Below are 4021 nucleotides of genomic sequence, written 5' to 3'. Positions count from 1 at the left end.
GACCCCCTTTTCGGCTTCCGTTTCCGGGCCAAGGATGGTAATGTTGTCCTTGTTGGAAGGGGATGGCACCCCGACCGGCACCACCACTCGAAACCCCGCACCACGGAGGCAGAGGACATGACCACCGCGACGCGCGCCCCCCAGACGTTCACCTGCACCTGCGAGCTCCGCCCGGAGCCTCACCAGCTGCCGGTGCAGCGCATCGTCGTCACGCCCGCCGCCGTCGTCGACCCGGACGGCATCCGCGACGCCCTGATGAACGTCTGGTACGACGCCACGCTGTTCTTCGGCCCGGACGTCGTGATGGTCGTCGCGTACGAGGAGGGCGAGGAGACCGGCGCGGCGGAAGTCGCCCGCGAGTGGGCGGCCGCCCAGGGGTTCGCCGCCGAGCCGTACGACGGCGAGTTCGTCGCCGTGCGCATCGCCCCCGAGGGGGCGCCCCGGATTCCCGGCGAGGACCGGCCGGTCTACCGCTACGCCGCATAGGGGGACCGGAGGGGAGGCGGAAAACCCCAGGTGAGGCCCGGTTTTCCGCTTCCATTTCCGGCTCAACTCTGGTAATGTTGTCCTTGTTGGGAGGGGGTGGCACCCCGACCAACACACCTCGAAACCCGCACCACCGGAGGAACACCGTGGCCCGTACTGACCACCACCGCCGCTACCGCACCGCCCGCGCGGGCAACCCCGCCCGCCTGCTGGGCATGGACGACCGCGCCGCCGCCCGGAAGGGCATCCTCGCCACGGCCGCGCGGGACGAGGACGGCCACCCGCAGCTCACCGCCCGCGCCGTCGCCCGGGGGCAGGCACAGGACACCCCCGGCAAGCGCAAGGCGTACCAGAAGGCCGCGCACCGCCGCGACCGGGCCGCCGTCCGCGCGGCCCTGGCCACGGCCCCGTTCCGCCGCGACCCCGCCAGCCGCCAGGCCCTCCGCCTGGAGCGCGCCCTTACCCCCGTCACCCGCCGCCGCGTGGACTGGGACATCAGCTGACCTGTGCCCCCCCGCCGGGGCGGCGGATGGCACCGCCGCCCCGGCCCCCTCGAAACCCCACCAGCGAGAGAGGCCCCGAGCATGACCACCAGCACCGTTCCCACGTTCGCCGTTTACGGCCGCATCGTCGACACCACGCCGCTCTACCACGTGGTGTGCGACCACTGCCCGCAGTGGCTGGGCCCCGTCACCGACGACTTTGAACAGCACGTGTGGGACGTCCGGCAGCACGCGGCGCAGCACCCCGCGCCGTCGGCAGGCGCCCGCTGGATTCCCGGCAGTACCGCGCCCCGCCGCGCCACGCGCGGCGAGGAGGTCGGGCGGGTGCCGGTCTACCGCGTGATCTGCGACGAGTGCCCCCGGTACATGGGCCGGGGTGGCACCGACCGCGAAAAGCTCGCCCAGTACATCGCGCTGCACGTCGCCGTGCACGAGGCGCACTACCGGGTGGTCACGGAAGGGACCATCGAGGCAGTGCGCGCCCATCAGGCAGCCGTCGAGGCCGACCCCGGGCACTGGACTCACTTCTGACCGGCGACCGGGGCGGCGACCGCCCGCCGTCCCGGCCCGCCGGTCGGGGCGGGACGCGACGGCCCGCAGTGGCTCCGACGCCGGCCGCGCCGGTCGCCCGCCCTCCCGGAAGCTGGGCGCCGACCGGCAGTCGGCCCCGCACCCAGTGCGCCCGTATCGGGGCCGCGTGGGAGTGGCGGACCGGCCCGGAAAGCCCCTGGTAGAACCCGCTTCCCGCTTCCCTTTCCGGTCTAATGCTGGTAATGTTGTTCTTGTTGGAAGGGGGTGGCACCCTGACCGACACCACCACTCGAAACCCACACCGAACCCACGGAGGAACCGTGACCACCCAGACCGACCCGCAGGTCATCGCCGTCACGCTTGAGGACGAGGACGGCACCTACACCCTCACCGGGACCGTCATCGAGCTGAAGCGGCACCAGGAGCCCGGACTCTTCGGCATGGAGCTGATCGGCCTGTACGCCCAGCTCAAGATCGCCGTCGAGGGCGAGGAGGCCGAGACGCAGTTCCTCTCTCGCCTGGTCGACGAAACCCACTGGATCATCGACAGCCGATTCAAGGCCAACGGCTTCCCTGTCTGGTCCCACGGCTTCGGCGCGCGATACCTGCGCTGCCACACCATCAACGCCGAGCTGAGCGACGGGCTGGACAACCTCGCCCGCGAGCGCGGACTGGCCGCCGCAATCGGGCGCGACGTCCCGCTCACCCTCGCCGACGCGTAACCGCGCAGCGAACCCACCCCGGGGGGGGGGGGGGGGGCGCCGCCCCCCCCCCCCCCCCCGGCCCCCTCGAAACCCGGCACCAGGAGGACACATGCAGACCGCCCGCGCGTACGGCAGGGCCCTTACCGAGCACCACAGCCGCACCCACGCCAGCACCGTCCGCACGGCAACCGGCCGCATCTACTACTACGACCATCTGACCGCCTACGAAGCCCCGTTCTGTACCCCGGTCTACACGGTGGACGCCGTCCTGCCGGTCTGCGACGAGACCGGATGCAACTGCTCCCGCGCCGCCGCGCTCCAGGCCGTGGCCAACCGTCAGCGCCCGTGGCAGACCCGGCCCGACGCCGACCGCATCACCCACGAGCGCACCCACGTCAACGTCATCTTCGAGGGCCCGAACGGCCCGCCGAGCGAGCACCGGAACTGACCGCCGCGTCGCGCGGCCGCGCCGACAGGCCCCGGGCCTCGGCGCGGCCGCGCGCCACGGCGGTCAGCGAGGCCGCAGCCGACGGCACGCCCGTCGGTGGCCGGCACCGCACGCCGCCGGATTCCCGGACCGCCACCCCGGCGGTCCGCACGACACGAGAAGAGAGCCATGACCGAACTGATCACCCTGCCCCTCACCGGCCTTGAAGTCCCGCACACCCGCTACCACTTGGACGACTTCGAGCAGATGACCACGCGCAACGGCATCGCATTCCGGGCGACCGTCAACGAAGGCGACTACTGCCTCGGGGTCATCGAGAACGGCGGCAACGGCGGCGGCACCTGGTTCTTCCAGCACACCGCCAAGGACCGGCAGGCGATGGAGGAATTCACCGACGCCTGCCGCCTGAACGGGCGGCCCATCAGCGCCGAGCGGGTCTACGAACTCCTCGTCGACCAGCACGACCTGGCCCAGGAGGCCGCGCGGTGCAAGCGGCAGCGCACCAGCCTGCTGCGCGGACTCCACGGAGGGGAGTGGCACGGGATGACCGTCGTCGCCAAGATCCCGTCCGTCTGGCTCGCCCGGGGCGACTACCCGTACATGGGCCACCTCGCCCGCGACCTCGCCCAGCACCGGCCCGCACCCGAGGTCTGGCAGGTCTGGGACGGCGAGCAGTGGAAGAACCTCACGCTCCCCGCCGTCACCGGAGACGCCGCGTGAGCGCCCCGACGGAGCGGCCGCGCGGGTGGGTCGGCTGCGAGTCGTACGCCTACACCAGCCAGCGCGGCGCGTGCGGCGCCGCGGGCGGCACCGCCGTCAGGCTGCTGACGATCACCTACGCCGAGCGCCGCACCCAGCGGCTGCGCCTGTGCAACCTGCACGCCGAGGGCGTGCACAAGGACCTCGCGGACCCCCTGTTCGCCCACCTCCAGTGCACCGGAGTGACCGAGACCCCGATCTGCACGACCTCGCACTGAGTACGGACACCGACGGGTCAGGCAGGAAAACGCCAGCTCAAAGGCCCCTTCATGCTTGGAAATCAGGGGGAAAAGTGGTAATGTTGTCCTTGTTGGGAGGGGGTGGCACCCCGACCAGCACCACCACTCGAAACCCGACCCGGAAGGCGGCCCGATGGCTGCGTACGTAGACCTCGAAGACCCCTGCACCGAATGCGGGGCGGACGAGGGGGAGCCCTGCGACCCCGAGTGCGAGAACTACGACGAGGAGCTTCACGGCGGATACACCCGCGAGATCGAAGCCCCCTCGCCGTTCGAGGAGCCCGTCCCGCCCGGCTGGTAGAACCCAGCCCCCCCGGGGGGGGGGGGGGGGGGGGGGGGGGGGGGGGGGGG

8 protein-coding genes are annotated in these 4021 nt (G+C 72.1%); all 8 read left to right on the top strand.

What is annotated here, in order from left to right; genetic code table 11:
- Positions 1-117 precede the first annotated feature (117 nt).
- The 8 genes from AC4IJH_RS43105 to AC4IJH_RS43070 all read left to right on the top strand — a co-directional run bounded on the left by AC4IJH_RS43105 (position 118) and on the right by AC4IJH_RS43070 (position 3971).
- Positions 118-486, top strand: a complete 369-nt coding sequence (locus tag AC4IJH_RS43105; protein WP_330269897.1) for a hypothetical protein — start codon at positions 118-120, stop codon at positions 484-486.
- Positions 487-632: 146 nt separating this feature from the next.
- The gene (locus AC4IJH_RS43100) at positions 633-989 is read left to right on the top strand and encodes a hypothetical protein (protein WP_164346658.1); all 357 of its coding nucleotides are present in this window, start codon (positions 633-635) and stop codon (positions 987-989) included.
- Positions 990-1070: 81 nt separating this feature from the next.
- Positions 1071-1520, top strand: a complete 450-nt coding sequence (locus AC4IJH_RS43095) for a hypothetical protein (RefSeq protein WP_164346656.1) — start codon at positions 1071-1073, stop codon at positions 1518-1520.
- Positions 1521-1840: 320 nt separating this feature from the next.
- Entirely contained in the window at positions 1841-2242 is a 402-nt protein-coding gene (locus tag AC4IJH_RS43090) for a hypothetical protein (protein WP_330269896.1), read from the top strand.
- A 91-nt stretch (positions 2243-2333) separates the two neighbouring features.
- Positions 2334-2672, top strand: a complete 339-nt coding sequence (locus tag AC4IJH_RS43085) for a hypothetical protein (RefSeq protein ID WP_490857501.1) — start codon at positions 2334-2336, stop codon at positions 2670-2672.
- Positions 2673-2840: 168 nt separating this feature from the next.
- Positions 2841-3392, top strand: coding sequence for a hypothetical protein (locus AC4IJH_RS43080; protein ID WP_330269894.1), 552 nt, complete (start codon positions 2841-2843; stop codon positions 3390-3392).
- Positions 3389-3649, top strand: a complete 261-nt coding sequence (locus tag AC4IJH_RS43075) for a hypothetical protein (RefSeq protein ID WP_330269893.1) — start codon at positions 3389-3391, stop codon at positions 3647-3649. Before AC4IJH_RS43080 ends, AC4IJH_RS43075 begins: the two co-directional genes overlap by 4 nt.
- A gap of 154 nt (positions 3650-3803) precedes the next feature.
- The gene (locus tag AC4IJH_RS43070) at positions 3804-3971 is read left to right on the top strand and encodes a hypothetical protein (protein WP_164345719.1); all 168 of its coding nucleotides are present in this window, start codon (positions 3804-3806) and stop codon (positions 3969-3971) included.
- Positions 3972-4021 lie beyond the last annotated feature (50 nt).

The sequence above is a fragment of the Streptomyces sp. UF-297 genome (genome assembly GCF_058245575.1).
This window is presented reverse-complemented; position numbering and strand designations above follow the sequence as displayed.